Annotated in this window: 13 protein-coding genes and 1 pseudogene; 4 read left to right on the forward strand and 10 right to left on the reverse strand. The window is 68.2% G+C overall.

What is annotated here, in order from left to right; all coding sequences use genetic code 11:
* Positions 1-23 precede the first annotated feature (23 nt).
* Complete coding sequence (locus Gocc_RS17160) at positions 24-314, forward strand: tyrosine-type recombinase/integrase (RefSeq protein ID WP_422718002.1); 291 nt, start codon at positions 24-26, stop codon at positions 312-314.
* Here Gocc_RS17160 and Gocc_RS13765 read toward each other — a convergent pair.
* The 10 genes and pseudogenes from Gocc_RS13765 to Gocc_RS13810 all read right to left on the reverse strand — a co-directional run.
* Positions 287-1,354, reverse strand: a pseudogene (locus Gocc_RS13765) (IS256 family transposase); the annotation flags it as partial. The gene Gocc_RS17160 and the pseudogene Gocc_RS13765 overlap by 28 nt on opposite strands.
* Before the next feature lie 313 nt (positions 1,355-1,667).
* Positions 1,668-2,468: an aspartate/glutamate racemase family protein gene (locus Gocc_RS13770; RefSeq protein WP_114797145.1), complete on the reverse strand. Its 801-nt coding sequence runs from the start codon at positions 2,466-2,468 to the stop codon at positions 1,668-1,670.
* Positions 2,469-2,562: 94 nt separating this feature from the next.
* On the reverse strand, positions 2,563-4,590 hold the full coding sequence (locus tag Gocc_RS13775) for an FAD-dependent oxidoreductase (RefSeq protein ID WP_147281315.1): 2,028 nt from the start codon (positions 4,588-4,590) through the stop codon (positions 2,563-2,565).
* The gene (ald, locus tag Gocc_RS13780) at positions 4,583-5,752 is read right to left on the reverse strand and encodes an alanine dehydrogenase (protein WP_114797147.1); all 1,170 of its coding nucleotides are present in this window, start codon (positions 5,750-5,752) and stop codon (positions 4,583-4,585) included. Before ald ends, Gocc_RS13775 begins: the two co-directional genes overlap by 8 nt.
* Entirely contained in the window at positions 5,749-7,569 is a 1,821-nt protein-coding gene (locus Gocc_RS13785; RefSeq protein ID WP_114797148.1) for a dipeptide ABC transporter ATP-binding protein, read from the reverse strand. Before Gocc_RS13785 ends, ald begins: the two co-directional genes overlap by 4 nt.
* Entirely contained in the window at positions 7,566-8,459 is an 894-nt protein-coding gene (locus Gocc_RS13790; protein WP_114797149.1) for an ABC transporter permease, read from the reverse strand. Before Gocc_RS13790 ends, Gocc_RS13785 begins: the two co-directional genes overlap by 4 nt.
* Positions 8,456-9,409 (reverse strand): ABC transporter permease, encoded by a 954-nt coding sequence (locus Gocc_RS13795; protein WP_114797150.1) that lies wholly within the window; start codon positions 9,407-9,409, stop codon positions 8,456-8,458. Before Gocc_RS13795 ends, Gocc_RS13790 begins: the two co-directional genes overlap by 4 nt.
* Positions 9,410-9,529: 120 nt before the next feature.
* Positions 9,530-11,050, reverse strand: coding sequence for an ABC transporter substrate-binding protein (locus Gocc_RS13800; RefSeq protein WP_181813696.1), 1,521 nt, complete (start codon positions 11,048-11,050; stop codon positions 9,530-9,532).
* Positions 11,051-11,186: 136 nt separating this feature from the next.
* Positions 11,187-12,689: an aldehyde dehydrogenase family protein gene (locus tag Gocc_RS13805; protein WP_114797152.1), complete on the reverse strand. Its 1,503-nt coding sequence runs from the start codon at positions 12,687-12,689 to the stop codon at positions 11,187-11,189.
* A 14-nt stretch (positions 12,690-12,703) separates the two neighbouring features.
* Positions 12,704-14,140, reverse strand: a complete 1,437-nt coding sequence (locus Gocc_RS13810) for a class-III pyridoxal-phosphate-dependent aminotransferase (protein ID WP_114797153.1) — start codon at positions 14,138-14,140, stop codon at positions 12,704-12,706.
* 230 nt (positions 14,141-14,370) lie between these two features.
* Here Gocc_RS13810 and Gocc_RS13815 point away from each other — a divergent pair, with 230 nt between their 5' ends.
* Genes Gocc_RS13815 through Gocc_RS15800 form a run of 3 tightly spaced genes read left to right on the forward strand, consistent with a single transcriptional unit; the run spans position 14,371 to position 15,786 of the window.
* Positions 14,371-15,051: a TetR/AcrR family transcriptional regulator gene (locus Gocc_RS13815; RefSeq protein WP_114797154.1), complete on the forward strand. Its 681-nt coding sequence runs from the start codon at positions 14,371-14,373 to the stop codon at positions 15,049-15,051.
* Positions 15,051-15,512 carry a hypothetical protein gene (locus Gocc_RS15795; RefSeq protein ID WP_147281317.1) on the forward strand — a complete coding sequence of 154 codons (462 nt, stop codon included), beginning with the start codon at positions 15,051-15,053 and terminating at the stop codon, positions 15,510-15,512. Before Gocc_RS13815 ends, Gocc_RS15795 begins: the two co-directional genes overlap by 1 nt.
* A 55-nt stretch (positions 15,513-15,567) precedes the next feature.
* Entirely contained in the window at positions 15,568-15,786 is a 219-nt protein-coding gene (locus Gocc_RS15800; RefSeq protein WP_147281318.1) for a hypothetical protein, read from the forward strand.
* The last annotated feature ends 165 nt before the right edge of the window (positions 15,787-15,951 follow it).

Genomic DNA, 15,951 nt, shown 5'->3' on the forward strand with positions numbered 1-15,951 from the left:
TCTCCCGCGCCGAGGTCGAGGCGCTGCTCGACGCATCCGACCCCACCAGCTGGAGCGGCCAGCGCGACGCCGTCCTGCTCGCCGTGCTCTACAACAGCGGCGCCCGCGTCTCCGAGCTCGTCGGCCTGCGCGTCGCCGACCTGCTCCTCGACCGCGCCTCCGCCCTCCACCTCCACGGCAAAGGGCGCAAGGAGCGCATCGTCCCGCTCTGGAAGAGCACCGCCGCGAAGCTGCGCGCCTGGCTTCGGCGCATCGACCAAAGCCCCGACGCGCCCGTCTTGTCCTGCCAGCGCTTCACGTTGCGTTGGGTGTAGCGGACGATCTCGATCATGCTCTCGCACGGGTTCGTCGACGAGAGGGTCGCGGCGAGGTTGCCGGTGATCCCGAGCCGCATCAACGTCAGGGTGTCGTCCAGGCCTTCGCGGAGCGAGCCGGCGGCGTCAGGCCATGTCTGCTCGAGTTCGCCGGCGAGGAGTTGCAGCCGCTGCGCGGCCAGCAGCGGATCGGTCAGCGACCAGGCCGCCCTGACCCGGACGCGGACCGTGTCGCGGTCGCGTTCGGGCAGCAGATCGGTGACGTTGCGCTCCTTGTGGCGGTGGCAGCGCTGCACCAGCGCGTGCTCGCCGAAGACGTCCTTGGTCGCGCGCCTGAGCGCCCTGGCGCCGTCGATGACGAACAGGATCGCCTGCTCGGGATCGAGGCCGCGGTCGACGAGATCGGCCAGCAGCGCCCGCGCGAGCGTGGCGTTCTCCGTCGAGCCTTCCCACAGCCCGAGCGGGATCTTGACGCCGTCAGTCGTGATGCCGAGTGCGACGACGTGCGTGCGCTCGGCGATCTCCAGGCCGTCGAGCATCATCACCGCCAGCCGCACGTCGTCCAGCCGGCGCGACATCAGCTCACCAAGCGCGGTGCGCGTGCGCTCGATGAACATGTCCGAGACCGCGGTCTTCCCGGTCGACGACGACGCCTCTTCGACTGCGCCGCCGACGGGCTCGCCGACGCGGGCGAACTTGCGGGTCGAGATACCGGCGAGCATCCGGTCCATCACCGCCCGCGTCAACGGATCGCGGTCGGCGAAATACTCGTAGCTCTCAACCGGCAGCTCGCGTTCGCCGTCGGCCGTACGCATCCGCGGGCGGCGGACAGCGACCCGCCGGCCGCCCAACGTCATCGACCCGTCCTCGTGGCCGTGCCGGACCGCGACGCGACCAGGGTCGTGCTTGCCCTTGACGCCCACGACCTCATCGACCTCGAGCTCCATCAACTCGTACACGACGCCCAGCCCGACGCCGACGCTCAGCGCGAGCAGACCCTCCCTCGCTGCCCCAACGAGCTCGCCCAGCGCCTCCTGCATTCGCGGCGGGAGCGCACTCTCCGACGCCCGCCCAGTCGTAACGACCTGGCCGACAAGTACCTTCTTCACGGCGGTTCCTCCTGTCTCGATGGACTTCAGACACCCGTCACGGTCACAGCAAGACCGGACAAGGCGGGAGGACCGCCATTCAAAGTTCTACGAGATCTCGGACAACCTCGAGGTGTGACGCGAACGTTCGTAACCACTCGGGTCGCGAGCACGCGACATGGCCGGGGATACTGAATCCGGTGATAGATAGCCACCAATCCCGATCCTCAGTCGGCCCCTTTCGCCGATGACGCATGAGGCAACGTCAGCCGGGCCGCTGGACCCCCTGCCGTCCGTTCGCGAGCAGGTCGCGGAAGTCGTCGATCGCGCCGGACGGGGCAAGCGCGAAGCTCGGGCCTCGACTAGGCTCGAGACCGGTGAGTTCGTGGATCCGAACCCATGACTCGCTCGACTTGAGTGTGACGGCCACGGAGTTCACGACCGGCGCGTGCCCGACGGTCAGGCCCCGTTCACCCCGCAGCAGCAGCGACGGAAGCGCACCTGCGGGAACAATGACGTCGGCACCGTCATCGACGATCGGTTGGACGAGTTCGGAAAAGCGGGCGAGCATCCGGGTGAGTGCCTGCTCGTCGCCGGCGAATGATGCGGCGAAGTCCTCGACGACAACTCCGAGTCCGACGACGTGGGAGATGCGACCGGAGAGACCGTAAAGGTCGGCCTGCTCCAGGTGCCACCGCTCGAACACCGGGTCGATCGTCACCAGTCCGATGTTCCGCCCAATCTGCGCGGCCCAGTGCAGGGACGTCTCGCCGAGGCCGACCACCGGGATCGCAAGCGCCGATCGTGCCTCGTAGAGCCCGGGATCCTGGAAGTGCCCCATCACGAAGGCGTCGTAGCCCTGGACTGAGGCCTCGAGCGCGTTGTCGATGGCGAGCGCTGCGCACCTGAACTCGGTGAGCCGCCCGAAGTGGCGGTCGCCGGGTGCGATGCCGTGGACGTCGACGGTGGTACCGGCATCCGCGATGTCGTTCAGGTACTCGCCCAGGCGCGCGAGATACGGCTCGTTCTGGACGGGGTCGACGAAGCTCTGCCACCAGATCTGCATGTGTCATTCCTCCTGGGGCTCGGCCGCCCCACCTTGTCGTTTGAGAGCCACACCGAAACGTCCCGCAACACGCGCGGTCGTGGGCGTGGCCCGGCTAGAGCGCACGTCCAAGCGCCTCGGCCTCGTGGATGACCGCGAGTGTCGTGCGCGGGGACCGCGCATCGCCGACGAGTCTCACCGCCTTGCCTTCGGCGCGCAGCCCGTTGAAGAGGGCGTCCTGACGTACGCGCTGCATGGCGAGCACGATCGAGTCCACCTCCTCGATCACCGACGCCTCTCCTCCCCAGACGTCGTCGAGGACGACGCGACGAGCTTCGATCGAGCCGATGTCGTGCCAGATCGTCAGCTCGACGCCCAGGCGACGCAGGCGAGGCATCACGTGCGGCAGCTCGAGCTCGACCGCCGCCTCGGCACCGATCGTCGGGGCGGGCGTCACGATGTGCACCCGGGCTCCTGCCGTGGCGAGCACCTCGGCGAGCCCGAGGGGCGCGTAGGTGCCGGTCTCGTCCGCGATGACGACCCGGTGCCCGAAGGATCGTGGATCCCGTCGCGCACGCTCGAGCGCAGCGCCGAGTCCCTGGACAGGCGCGCCGTGGATCCCGGGGATCCCAGCTCTCTCTGGGCGGCGCGCACTGACTCCGGTCTCATCCCAGCTCGCGCCGGTTGCGACGACGAACGTGTCAGCCGACATGGCAAGGAGGCTCCCGACGTCCAGCGCGATACCGGTCTCGAGCCGCCCTTCGCAGCGTTCGATCGCAGCGACGAGGTCGTCCACCGCGCGGCACCAACTTTCACGCGTCGGCAGCCAGGCGATCTCGCGCAGGTGCCCCCCGGGCTCGTTCTCTCGCTCGATCACGGTGACGTCGTGGCCCCGGGCCGCGGCGGTAGCAGCGACGCGAAGCCCCGCGGGCCCGGCGCCGATCACGACGATCCTGCGGGGGACGTCCACCCGGGTCAGCGACCCGACGCCCCAACGCTCCTCGCGTCCGGTCGTCGGATTCACGACGCAGGCGACCTCGATGCCGCGGAGCGCACGGCCGACGCAGACGTTCGCTCCAACGCACCGGCTCGTCTCGGCGCCGCGCCCTTCCCTCGCCTTGCGGATGAGATGCGGATCGGCGAGGTGCGCTCTCGTCATCGCGACCACGTCGGCATCGCCCGCGGCGACGGCCCGTGCGGCCATGCGCAGATCGACGACGCGCCCTGCGACGAACACGGCGGCACGGTCGCCGACCGCGCGCTTCGCGGAGGCGGCTGCTGCGAGGGCGTGGTTCTCGGGCACGCTCATCGACGCGATCGTCATGTACTCGGCGTGCGACGCCCCGATCGACACGTCGAAGAAGTCGTAGATCGCGGCGTCGACGAGGACGGCGAGCTGCGCCAGGGTCTCATCGATCGTGATGCCTGCGGGGCCGATGCACTCGTCGTACGTCAGGGCAAGGCCGAGCGGGAGATCGTCTCCCACCTCTGTCCGGATTGCGGCGCCGATCTCCAAAGCCAGCCTGCAGCGCCTCTCGACGCTGCCGCCGTACTGGTCGTCGCGCCGGTTGTAGAACGGGCTGAGGAACTGCCCGACAAGCCACCCGTGCGCACCGTGCACCTCGACGCCGTGGAGCCCGCCGTCCCGCATGTTGCGGGCGGAGCAGGCGAAGTCGCGAACCAGCTGGGCGATCTCTTCGACGGCGAGCGGCTCGGGCATCTCTCCCCCGGGCGACGGCACGTGCGACGGCGCGCGTACCGGGGCCCAGTGGTCGAGCCCGACGGTGCTGGATCCCATCCCGCCCCCTGCCACAAGCTGAGCGAAGAGTCGGGTCGGGTGCTCGGCGAGAGCAGCGGTGAGCTCCTGGAACCGCTGGACAGTCTCCGTGTCGTAGGCCGCGATCGCACCGGGGAACGGTGTCTCGCTGAGCGGGCTGGCGCTGAGCTGTTCGGTGAAGAGGAGCCCGACGCCGCCCAGCGCGCGCTCGCGATAGAAGGCCAGGTGCCGGTTCCCGAGGTGCCCGCCGCTGCCGTATCGCAGCGTCGTGGCGGAGCACATGACGCGGTTCGGCAGGATGGCGGCCCGGAGCTCCAGCGGCTGCCAGAGTGCGTCGAGTTCGCCGTCCGGGAGCTGGTCAGGCACCGTGGGCCAGCGAGGCTGCAACGGCGTGCGGGCGCCTCGTTCCCGTTCCGGCGAGGACGGTCGACAGCGCCTCGAACGGCAGGCCGTGAGCGTCCGCAACAGCCTGGTGTGTGATCACGCCACGTGCGACGTTGACGCCGGCCGCAAGGGGCGCCAGCCGGTCGATGGCCGCCTCGATGCCCTCTCGGGCGATCAGCTCGATGTAGGGGAAGGTGGCGTTCGTGAGCGCCCTCGTGGAGGTCACGGGGACGGCACCCGGCATGTTCGCGACGCAGTAGTGCACGATGCCGTCGACCTCGTACACCGGGTCGTCGTGCGTCGTGGGGCGCGAGGTCTCGAAGCAGCCGCCCTGGTCGATCGCAACGTCGACGAGAACGGCGCCCGGCTTCATCGACGCAAGGATCTCGCGGGTGACGAGCTTCGGCGCAAGCGCCCCTGGCACCAGCACCGCTCCGATCACCATGTCGGCGTCGCTGATCGCGTGCTCTATCTCGAGGCGACTCGACATCGCCAGCTGCGCGCGCCCGTCCAGCATAGTCTCGAGTGCGCGTATCCGGTCGACGGACTGGTCGAGGACGAGGACGTGCGCGCGCATCCCGGATGCGATGAGAGCGGCGTTGTATCCGACGATCCCGCCCCCCAGGATGACGACCTTGGCCGGAGGCACACCGGGGACACCGCCGAGCAGGATGCCGCGGCCGCCCCGCGCCTTCTCCAGCGACGTCGCCCCCATCTGCGGCGCCAGCCTCCCCGCGACCTCGCTCATCGGCGCGAGCAGTGGGAGCCGGCCATCCGGCAACTGCACGGTCTCGTAGGCGATCGCGGTCGTGCCGGACTCGAGGAGCGCGCGGGTGAGAGGCTCGTCGGCAGCGATGTGGAGGTAGGTGAACACCACGAGCTCCTCCCGGAGAAGCGGGTACTCCTGCGGGATCGGCTCCTTCACCTTCAGGAGTAGCTCCGCGTCGGACCAGACGTCCTCGGCAGTCGGTGCGATGTGCGCGCTGGCGGCGCGGTAGTCGTCATCGGAGAAGCCGGAGCCCTCGCCGGCGGCGGTCTCCACCGTGACCTGATGACCGCTTGAGGTGAGCTCGAGGGCGCCGGCGGGCGTGAGCGCGACGCGGAACTCTTTCCGCTTGATCTCCCTGGGGATCCCGATCCTCACGCGCCCGCCCCCCCGGCGAGAGGCTGGGCCACGATGTCCGTCACGGTCGCGAGCCCCGCAAGCGTCGGCGTGTCCGCGATCAGCTCCCGCGTGTAAGGGTGCTCGGGGTGGCCGATCACGCTCGCGGTGATCCCGCTCTCGACGACGTGGCCCTCGCTGAGCACCATCACCCGGTCTGCGATCGTCCTGACAAGGGCGAGGTTGTGGGTGACAAAGAGGATCGCCAGGTCTTCCTGCTGACGCAGGTCGTCGAGGAGTTGGATGATCGCCGCCTGCACCGAGACGTCGAGCGCCGAGGTGATCTCGTCGCAGATGAGCACCTCCGGCTCGCACGCGAGTGCGCGTGCGACCGCAACGCGCTGTCGCTCTCCACCGGAGAGCTCGTCCGGGTAGGCAGACGCGATGGCGGACGGGAGCGAGACGCGCTCGAGCGCGCGGTTCACGCGCTCTGCCGTCTCACGACCACGGAGCCCGAAGAAGTGCTCAATCGGGACGCCCACGATCTGGCCGATCGTGTGTCGCGGGTTGAGGGAGTTGTACGGGCTCTGGAAGATGTACTGGAGCCCACGGCGGCTCTTGGCCGGACGCTTGCGCACGTCCGCGCTCGCGACGTCGCCCTTGAAGACGACCTCCCCGCTCCGAGGGAGGTGGAGCCCCATGATCGCCCGCGAGAGCGTGGTCTTCCCCGAGCCGGACTCGCCGACGAGCGCCAGACACTCGCGGGGCCTCAGCTCCAGGGAGGCGTCGTGGAGGACGTGCCTGTCCCCGTGGAAGGCGTTGAGCGCTCGCACGACGAGCACCGGTTCGGCCGTGGCCTTGGCCGCATCGGGGACGATCACGAGCTTGAGATCGAACTCGGCGACCTCCGCAGCGCGGAAGCAGGCCACGTCGTGGTTCGGCTCGAGCTGAACGTTCGGAGGCTCGGCGTCACGGCAGCTGGCAAGAGCGTCGGCGCAGCGGGGCGCGAAGACGCAACCCTCGGGTCGACGGCCTGGTGGAGGGACGTGGCCCGGGATCGCCTCGAGGGCGAGCCGGGCGGAGATGTCCGGGATCGCCTCGACGAGCCGGCGCGTGTACGGGTGGCCAGGACGGGTGAAGAGGCGCTTCACCGGCCCGGACTCGATCATCCTGCCCGCGTACATCACGAGCACGCGGTGGGCCAGCACCGAGACGGCAGCGAGGTCGTGGCTGACGTACACCGCACCGACGTTGTGCTCCCGGCAGAGGTCGCGCACGGTCTCGAGGACGTGCGCCTGGGTGGTGACGTCGAGACCTGTCGTCGGTTCGTCGAGGACGATCATCTTGGGTCGGAGCAGGAACGCCATGGCGATGCAGACGCGCTGCTGCTGGCCGCCGGAGAGCTGATGCGGGTACCGCCGCAGGAACGCGCCGTCCGCGGGTAGCGTGACCTCCCCGAGCGTCTCGCGGACGCGTTCGAGGACCTCGTCCGATGTCGCCGACCGCCGGTGTGTCTCGATCACCTCGACCAGCTGCGTGCCGATCGTCAGCGCGGGGTTAAGGGCCGCGGCGGGGTCCTGGGGGACGTACGAGATGCTGCTCCCTCGGGCCGCGCGGACCTCGACGACCGACCTGCCGAGCATCTCCTGACCGTCGATGCGCACCGAGCCGTCCGCGATACGCGTTCCCCGCTTCGCATGACCGAGTAACGCGAGCGCCACCGTTGTCTTGCCGGACCCTGACTCGCCGACGATGCCGACGACCTCGCCACGTCCGACCGAGAACGAGACGTCCTTCACGATCTCCTGGCCGCCGGGGTGCAGCTCGACCCGGAGCTCCGAGACCTCGAGTGCGGTCACCGCGCACCTCCCTCGCGGTCGACCCCTGCTATCGTCCGGGCGATCCCTTCGGCGATGAAGTTGGTCGCTATCGCGAACAGGCCGATGCACACGGCCGGGACGAGGATCGGCCACGGCTGGAGCGTCAGGATGCTCCTGTTCTCGTTGATCATCAGGCCCCAGTCGGCGTTCGGCGGCTGGATGCCGAAGCCCAGGAAGCTGATCGCAGCGATCAGAGCGATCGACCACGTCAGGCGGAGCCCGTACTCGACCATCAGAGGCGTCGTGACGTTCGGGAGGATCTCGCGGGTCAGGATCTTCCACCTCGAGAGCCCGATCAGCTCCGCGGATTCGACGTACTCGCGGTGGACGATGTCGGAGGTGATGCCGCGTACGACCCGTGCCACTTGAGGGACCCACGCGAGCGCCACCAGGACGACGATGAGCCCGAGCTTCGGGCCGAGCAGCGAGACGAAGAGGAGCACGAAGACGATCTGGGGGAACGCGAGGATGATGTCCATGCTGCGCATCAGCAGGTCGTCGGCGATCGTCCGGGTATAGGCGGCGAACAGCCCGACCGCCGCGCCGACCACGACCCCGAGCGTGGCGGCCGAGAAGGACATCCAGAGAACGCTTCTCCCTCCCCACAGAACACGCGAGAGCACGTCGTGGCCGAGATAGTCCGTCCCGAGGAGGAAGTCGCCCGACGGACCCTGCGCCGGAAGGCCGATCACGTCATCGGGGTTGTGGGGTGCCACGAAGGGGCCGATCAGCGCCAGCAGGACAACGAAGAGGAGCAGCCCGAGGCCGAGGCGGACCCTGCCGTACCGGAGCGACCGACGCACTGTCCGGAGGCGCTTGCGTTGGCCAATCGGCGTCGCGGACTCGACGGCGATGGGAGCCGCGCTCATGCGCGCCGGGTCCTCAGGCGAGGGACGAGCAGGACCGTGAGCAGATCGGCGACGAGATTCACGACGACGTAGACCGACGCCAGCAGCAGGACGATCGCCTGCACCACTGGGAGATCTCGACCGGCCACGGCCGTCGTGAGGGCGCTGCCGAGACCGGGATAGGCGAACAGGTACTCGATCGCCACTATGCCTCCGGTCAGGTAGATGAGCGTGAGCGCCGAACCCTGGACGACCGGGACGAGCGAGTTGCGCAGGGCGTGCCGGCGTACGACCACCCGCTCCGGGAGTCCCTTTAGGCGAGCCATCTGGATGAAATCGGACTCAAGCACGTCGATCATCGCGGCACGCTGGAGGCGCGTCAGGTACGGCAGAACCGCGAGCACGAGGGTCAGAACCGGTAGCGCAAGTTCCTTCGGGTGGGTGAAGGCCGCACCTCCCGACGGGATCAGGGCGACCGTCGGCAGCACCTTGAACACCGTCGTGCCGAGGAGGATCAGGAGTCCGAGCCCGATCACGAACTCCGGCAGGGCGGTCAGGACGAGGAAGATGCCCTGGGTCGCGTGGTCGAGTGGGCGGTCGCGCCGAACTGCGCCGACCGAGCCCATGACGACGGCAAGCGGGATGGCGATGAGCGCGGACGAGAGCACGAGTGCCAGGGATGCCAGCCCTCGATCGATCAGCAGCGAGCTGACCGACTGCGGAGAGGTGAGGGACTGGCCGAGCGAGCCGGTCAGCACGTTCCCGAGCCAGGTGAGGTACTGGTCGAGCAGCGACTGGTCAAGGCCCAGCTGCTTGCGCAGCTCGTCGAGCTGCTCGGGAGTTGCGGTGTGGCCCAGAATCTGGACCGCCGGGTCTCCCGGGAGTGCCTGCGTCGCGAGAAAGATCAGGACAGAGACGCCGAACAGCACGAGGAGGCTGAGGAGCGCGCGCCGCAGGATCCACACAAGCATCGCCGTCCTGGGAGACCGTGCTCCCGAGATGACGGGCCCCGGAGACTCGATCAGAGTCTCCGGGGTAAGCAGCTGCTGCTCTCCGCCAGCCATGGCTCGCGTCACCGTGCCCGCAGCGATCTACTTGAAGTAGAGCTTGTGCAGCTGGCAGCGGTTGAGCCCCCAGGCCGTCTTGTCGATCGGCTGGATGCCACCGACTTTCTTGGAGTAGGCGTCGACCGAGTTCTGGAACGACCAGATGATGTAGCCGCCCCGGTCGTACTGGACCTTCTGCATCGCGTGCACGATCGACGCACGCTTGTTCTTGTCGAGCGTCTTCGACGCCTGGCCGTAGAGCTTGTTGAAGGTCGGATCGTTGAAGTGCGTCGTGTTGACGACGTTCGCGCCCGGGCCGTCGGCGATCGACGCGACGACAAGGTACGGCAGGCCCACCCAGAAGTCGATCGCAAACGGCCACTTGCCGTACCGGGAGAAGTACGTGCCCGGATCGACCTTGCGCACCGTGATGTTGATCCCGGCGGCCTTCGCGTTCTGGGCGAGCACCTGGCAGGCCTCGACGATGCCGGCCGCGATCGGTGAGGTGACGAGCTCGAGCTTCAGGTTCGTCTGCCCCGCCTGCTTGAGGAGGCTCTTCGCCTTCTCGATGTCCTGATCACGGGTGAATGCGGCACTGAACGATGGGTCGAACCGCCCATACGTGTCGGCCGCCGGCGAGCCCTGGCCGTACAGCGCACTCGCGATCGCCTGCTTGCGGTTCATCGCGAGCCGGATGGCCTGGCGCACCCGCACGTCGGTGAACGGAGCGACGTCCACCCGCATGGTGATCGGGTTCCACCCACCGGTCGGAGAGACCGCGACCTGGACCCCGGACTGCCCCTTGAGCTGTGCGACGCTCGGGTAGGGGACCTGGTTGATCACGTCCACCTGGCCCGAGATCAGCGCGTTCACGCGTGCCGTGTCGTCCGGGAGCTCTGTCATGACGAGCTGGTCGGCGTACGCCGGGGTACCGTGGTAGTTCTCGAACCGCGTGAGCACAGTCTGGCGGGCAGGCTGGAAGCTCTTGAAGCGCCAGGGACCCGTGCTGACCGGCTTCTTCGGGTCGTACCCGACCGGCACGAGGTAGACGATGTCGCTCAGCAGGTAGTCGAAGAACGACTGCGGCGTCTTGAGGACAAAGCGAACCGTCCGCTTGTCGAGCTTCTTCGTCTGCTTGAGGTCGATCGCCGTGAGCTGGCCGGCAGCGGTGGCACCAGACTTGGGGTCGAGGAGCCGCTTGATCGAGAAGAGCAAGTCGTCGGCGGTCGCCGTCTTCCCGTTGTGGAACTCGACGCCCTGCTTGAGCCGGACCGTCCACACGTCCGCCGTTGCGTTCGGCTTGAACTCGTCGGCGAGGAAGTCGTCATGCAAGCGGAACTGTCCGTCGAGGAACGGGACGGTCTCGTAGAACGCCTGCCCACGCACGGTCGCGGACGGCCCGTTAATGTGCGCCATGTCGAAGTCGTCGGTCGGGGAGCCACCCGCGATCCCGACGCGGAGCGTTCCGCCGCGCTTCGCAGCCGGTGCAAAGCCCCGTGAGAGAGCAGCCCGCGCAGCGTCGCTGCCCAGGCCGCCGAGAAACGCACCCGAGCCGAGCACGATCACTCCGGCTGCTCCTGCGCGAACTACTTCGCGTCGCGTTAGATCCGTCATCAGCATTCCTCCAGTGGTGAGTGGGCCTGGTGCGAGTCAGACGGAGCGCGCCCGCCTGTGTTGGCGCATGCCGATGGAACGGGGCCCGTCACGGGAACATCAGCTCCCGGGGACCCGTCTTCTGGATGACCGTCTTGTTCTCCTGGAACTCGTGCAGGGCCTCGGGGCCCATCTCGCGGCCGATGCCGCTCATCCCGTACCCACCGTGCGGGGTCTCCGGGAACATCGCAAGCCACTCGTTGACCCAGATCATCCCCGCCCGAACCTCACAGGTGACACGGTCGACGACCTCGATATCGCGTGTCCACACGCCGGCGGCCAGACCGAACGTCGTCGCGTTCGCACGCTCGATCGCCTCGGAGAGGTCGCTGTAGCGGCCGACCGTCACCACGGGGCCGAAGATCTCGTCCTGGGCGAGGCGCATAGACTCGTCCACGTTGTCGAAGATCGTCGGCCCGACGAAGTAACCGGTCTCGAGGTTGCCGGTGAGGCGCTCGCCTCCGTAGATCAGGTCGGCGCCCTCCTGCTTGCCCAGCTCGACGTACGAGAGGACGCGCTCCATCTGATCACGGCTGATGAGCGGGCCGATCTGCGTGTCGTCGCTCGTCGGACGCCCAACGCGCAGCCGGCTCGCCGCGGCGACGAACCGCTCGAGGAAGTCGTCCGCGATTACCTCGTGCAGGAGCAGGCGCGACGACGCGTTGCAGACCTGCCCCGTGTTGAAAAAGATCCCGAAGATCGCCGCGTCGACGGCGCCCTCGATATCGGCGTCCTCGTGGACGATCATCGGAGACTTCCCGCCCAGCTCGAGGGCGACGCGCTTCATGGTGGGCGCGCAGGCCTCCATGACGCGCGCCCCTGTGCCGGTGGAGCCGGTGAACGAGACGACCGCCACATCCGGGTGCGAGCAGAGTCGTGCTCCGACCGGGCTCCCGGGACCGGTGTCCGTCACGACGTTGAACACGCCTGCCGGGAACTCGAGCTCTTCGAACGCCCGTGCGAGCTCGAGCGCCGTGAGGGGCGTCTGCGGTGCCGGCTTGAGGACGATCGGACAGCCGGCGGCCAGCGCGGGCGCAGCCTTCTGGGCGGCAATCAGCAGCGGGAAGTTCCAGGGGGTGATGATCCCCGCAACCCCAGCCGGCTCCTTCAGCGTGTATGCAAACAGGTCGGGACGGAGCCCGGGGATAGTGCGCCCGCCGACGCCCACATCCCGGACCAGCCCCGAGAAGTAGTCGAAGAAGTCGGCTGCGAAGAGGACATCGAACCGTGCCCAGGCAACCGGCTTCCCCGCCTCGGCCGACACGAGCCTCGTGAGGTCGTCGATGTGGTCGCGGAGCCAGTCGGCGACGCCCCGGAGCATGTGCTGCCTCCGGGCGCCGGGGATGTCCCACCAGCTGCGGGAGCGATAGACCTCGAGGGCCGCCGCGATCGCGCGGTCTGCGTCCTCCTCAGCCCCACGCGGGAACAGGCCGATAGGCTCACCCGTGGCCGGGTTCTCCCGTTCGAACGTCTCACCCGTCGAGGACGGCTCCCAAGCACCGCCGATGAAGAGCTTGTGCTCGTGGACGGCCGGGGTCGTTATGGTCGACATCTCGCCTCTCACTCCTAGTCGCAGTACTTGTCGAGCTCCGACAGGCCCTTGTCGAGTGCCGCCAAACCGAAGTCGATGTCGGACTTGGTGGCGACGAACGCGGTCGCCAGCCGGATGCTGTTGGGCAGGAACGCGCCGATCGCGACGCCCTCGTCGTAGGCGATCTTCCCGACGACCGCGCTCGCGGGCACTTCCTCGGTCTTCGCGTAGGTCGAGTAGCGGTCGACCGAGACGAACGGCTCGTGCGTCTCCTTGTTGCGGACGAGCTCGAGCGACCACATGAGGCCGCGGCCCGACGCCAGGCCAACGCAGGGATGCCGCTCCTGGAGGTCCATCAACCCGCTGCCGAGGTGCCCGCCGAGGTCGCGGACGCGCTCGAGGATGTTCTCCTCGAGCATCGCCTCGAGGTTGCCGCACACGGCCGCCATCCCGAGCGGGTGCGAGCCGAAGGTGCTCATCGTATTGAAGCGCCACTGGTCGAAGAACTCGGTGACCTCCTTCGACAGCACAACGCCCGCGGCCGGCAGCGACGAGGAGCTGAGCCCCTTGGCCACGGCCATGATGTCCGGCGTGACGTCGTAGACCTTGTAGCCGAACCACTCGCCGAGGCGCCCGAACCCGGTCATGACCTCGTCGTCGAGCCACAAGACGTTCAGGCGCTTGGTCATCTCGCGGACCTGCGGGAAGTACTCCTTGGGCGGGTGGATCATCCCGGCGCCCTGTGCGGGCTCGGTGATGAACCCGGCGACCGTCTCCGGGCCGATCGAGCTGATCAGGTGCTCGGTCGCCTTGACGCATGCCAGCGTCCCGTTCTCGTCCTTGCAGTTAGGGTACGAATGCCCGATCGGGCAGCGGTAGCAGTGCGGTGCAGGCGCGTAGTGGTAGTTCGCCGAGGGGGCGTCCGGCACGTCCAGGTGGACGGGCTCGCCGCTCCCCGAGGCGAGGCTCGAGCGGTACCCGCGCATGCCGTTGGCGCCCGAGAGGGCGTTTGTCCAACCGTGGTAGTCGTACGTGCGAGTGACGATGTTGCGGCGCCCGGTGTAGAGCTTCGCGAACAGCACCATGTTCTCCACCGCCTCGGTGCCGGTCGAGAGAAACCGGATCCGGCCCGCCCACTCGCCGACGCCGATGTCCTCCATGATCAGCTTCGCGGCGCGGGCTCGGTACTCGGTCGTCAGGCCCTCCCAGACGTACCCGAACTTGTCCGTCGCCTCCCGGATCGCCTCGACGATCTTCGGGTGCCGGTGGCCCATGTTGACGCAGATGAGCTGGTTGGCGAAGTCGAAGATCCGGCGCCCGTCCGCCATCGTGACGTAGCACCCGTCGGCGCTCTCGACCACGTTCGACCGGTACTCATCCTTCGTCGCGAGGACGTGGAAGACGTACTGCTCGTCCCACTCGCGCACCTGATCCCAGTCGGTCTCGGCACTCGCTGGCGTCTGCACTTCCATCTTGGACATCGGACCTCCCGACGGTCACGGACGAGGGTTGGCGCGTGATCCCGGATCCGCGAACGACCCGGGACCGCCGCGCACCGGAGGTGTGATGCGCGCAAGTATCAGACCGTCCTGTGCATTTGTCAAGGAAGTCGCCAGGGACAGTAGCCTTCCCCCTGTTCAGAGAGCCTGTGACAGGCTTCTTGTTCCTGTCCGTTTGTCAAGGTAGGGTCGTCCAGGTACCAATGGCGAACAGCGCGCAGCCCGGCAAGCCATCCAGCCGCTCGAGGATCACCCGCGGCCAGGGCCGCGAGGCCCTCTGTCGAGCGCTCCCCCGCGTCGTCGCGCGAGACGGCTTCGACGGCGTCACGTTCCGCTCGGTCGCTGCCGAGGCCGGCGTCACCCACGGCCTCGCCTCGTACCACTTCGGGACCAGAGAGTCGATGATCCATGAGGCACTGAAGTGGGCCGTCGAGCACACGCTCGAGGCGACCCACCTCGCCGCGCCGACGGGCGAGATCGAACACTTTGCCGCTGATGTACCGCGGGCGCTGAGCGAGCGCCCAGAGGACGCAATCTTCCAGTTCGAGGTCCTGCTCCGAGCGCTCCGCAGCCCCGATCTGCGCGAAGACGTGCGCAAGAGCTACGACGACTACGTCGAAGCGATCTCGAAGTCGCTGAGCGCCCTCGGCGTCGAAGGGAAGGCCGTCGCACGACTCGTGTTCGCGGCGCTGGATGGGCTCACGTTGCAGCAGTTGCTCTACGAGGGCACGGATCGAACCGAGGAGACACTCGGAGCGCTCCGCCAAATCCTGTCTCTGCTTGCTCATCCATCCAGTGGCGCTCCGGGCGTCGGACTCGCGGCCCCCCACAGCGCAGACCGTCCACGCCCCGGGACCCAAGAGCTGCCCTCAACGCGCGTTTGATGTTCTACGTCCCCTTCCCCCGTCAGAATGCCGACACGCGAAGAGCGGCCGTAGTCGCAGCGAAGGTTGCTGCGCGTGGAGTCAACGGCGTCTCGCGAGAGCTCGGGCAGGTAAGGCGAGCCATCGAGGAGCCGGACGGTTTTGCCGAGGCGGCTGCCCGAATCGGTTCCCTGCTCGGATTCGACACCGCGGCCGTAGGACCGGCCGCGGTGTGGCAGATCCACGACGCCCCGGGTGACGGGGACGACCAGGGCAGAAGCTGGACAATCGCGGGACCGGACGACGCAGTAGTAGGTGAGCTCGCCGGAGCGGTGAACCGTCTCAGAGCGCTGCTAGAGGAGCTTCGCTGGCGGACGCGGCTCCCTCGAACGCTCGTCGAGCTCACGATCGAACGTGGCTTCTCGCGTCATGATCTGTCGACGGGGTACCTCGTGAAACGTGTCACGGGACGGATGCGATGAGCGTGCACGAGGTCAGTCTGCTGACCCGCCACCTGTCGTTCCAGGTGAGCGAGCGTTGAGCGCCGCCCGCATCGTCGGCGCAGGCGAGACCTCGTACCTGCGCCACCCCTCGGAGGAATCGTCCACTGCCCGGGTGCTGGCCGATGCCTCTAGGCTCGCGCTCAAAGATGGGGGCCTCGATCCTGGCGAAATCGACGGACTTGGCGTTGCTTCCTTCACCCTGACGGCGATCGCCGAAGTTCCCCACCCTCGATCGTCGAAGTTCCTCAGCTGAGCGTCGGGCCGGCCGCATAGGCCAACAGCGGGACCCCTTCCCACGCTTGCGGTGTCAACCGCCGCAGCGACAAGAGGAGGCCGCGCGGGATGCTGACAGAGGAGGAGTTCGTGGAAGCGAGTGCTCTACACCGCCGCGGGTGGTCGATCTCGGCGATCGCCCGCC

Origin of the sequence: Gaiella occulta (assembly GCF_003351045.1) — a bacterium.
Taxonomy (GTDB): Bacteria; Actinomycetota; Thermoleophilia; order Gaiellales; family Gaiellaceae; genus Gaiella; species Gaiella occulta.

Bases quoted from the DNA above. Each gene is read 5' to 3' on its own strand.
- Gocc_RS13770 (WP_114797145.1), bottom strand. From the start codon at position 2,468: ATGCAGATCTGGTGGCAGAGCTTCGTCGACCCCGTCCAGAACGAGCCG.
- Gocc_RS13805 (WP_114797152.1), bottom strand. From the start codon at position 12,689: ATGTCGACCATAACGACCCCGGCCGTCCACGAGCACAAGCTCTTCATC.
- Gocc_RS13795 (WP_114797150.1), bottom strand. From the start codon at position 9,409: ATGCTTGTGTGGATCCTGCGGCGCGCGCTCCTCAGCCTCCTCGTGCTG.
- Gocc_RS13815 (WP_114797154.1), top strand. From the start codon at position 14,371: ATGGCGAACAGCGCGCAGCCCGGCAAGCCATCCAGCCGCTCGAGGATC.
- Gocc_RS13790 (WP_114797149.1), bottom strand. From the start codon at position 8,459: ATGAGCGCGGCTCCCATCGCCGTCGAGTCCGCGACGCCGATTGGCCAA.
- Gocc_RS15795 (WP_147281317.1), top strand. From the start codon at position 15,051: ATGTTCTACGTCCCCTTCCCCCGTCAGAATGCCGACACGCGAAGAGCG.
- Gocc_RS13810 (WP_114797153.1), bottom strand. From the start codon at position 14,140: ATGGAAGTGCAGACGCCAGCGAGTGCCGAGACCGACTGGGATCAGGTG.